This window comes from Clavibacter lycopersici (assembly GCF_003576405.1).
Taxonomy (GTDB): domain Bacteria; phylum Actinomycetota; class Actinomycetes; order Actinomycetales; family Microbacteriaceae; genus Clavibacter; species Clavibacter lycopersici.
This window is the reverse complement of sequence record NZ_QWGT01000469.1, coordinates 1-787: the sequence shown is the minus strand read 5'-3', so window position 1 is coordinate 787 and position 787 is coordinate 1. Positions and strand designations below refer to the sequence as shown.

Genomic DNA, 787 nt, shown 5'->3' with positions numbered 1-787 from the left:
CGCCACGGAGGAACAGGCGATCGAGGCCGTCCGCGAGGAGCTGCACGCGAAGGAGCGGGAGCGCGACGCCCTGGCCGCGCGCGAGCAGGCCCTCGCGAGCGCGCTCGACCAGCGCGACGGATCCAGCGACCTCGTCGCCGCCGGCCTCCCCGGCATCCGCGGGCTCCTGGCTGAGCACGTGCACGTGCGGCCCGGCTACGAGGCCGCGGTCGCCGCGGCGCTCGGATCGCTCGCGGACGCGGTGCTCGCGGAGACCCACGACGACGCCGTCGCGGCCCTCCGGCGCGCGGTCGACGACGACCTGGGGCGCGTCGAGGTGGTCGTCGCCGGATCGCCCGAGGGCTCGGACCCGGTGTCGCCCGCCGACGCCTCCGGTCCCGTCCCCGTCGCGTCCGTCGTCGACGCGCCCGACGGCGTGCGGCGGATCCTCGCCGACGTCGTGGTGGTCGACGACCTCACGCAGGCGGTCGACCTGGCGAACGGATCCGACGCGCCGACCACCGTGATCACCCGCGGCGGCGACGTCGTCTCGGCGCACGTGCTGCGCGGCGGATCCGGCGCCACCCGCTCCAAGCTCGAGCTCGTCGCCGCGCGCGAGGCCGCCGCGACGACCCTCACCGACGTCCGTGCCCGCATCGACGACCTCCAGGTGGACCTCGCCGCGGGCCGGGAGCGCCTCCGCGCCGCCCGCGAGCGCGCGTCCGTCGCCCTCGGCGGCCTGCGCGAGGCGGATGCGCGGCTGGCCGCCCACGCCGAGCGCCTCAGCCGCTCCCGCACCCAGGCGGAG

At 78.4% G+C, this 787-nt stretch carries 1 protein-coding gene; it reads left to right on the top strand.

What is annotated here, in order from left to right:
• Positions 1-787 (top strand): SMC hinge domain-related protein (locus tag DZG00_RS15995; protein WP_511172845.1); only part of this gene is annotated, 787 nt, incomplete at both ends.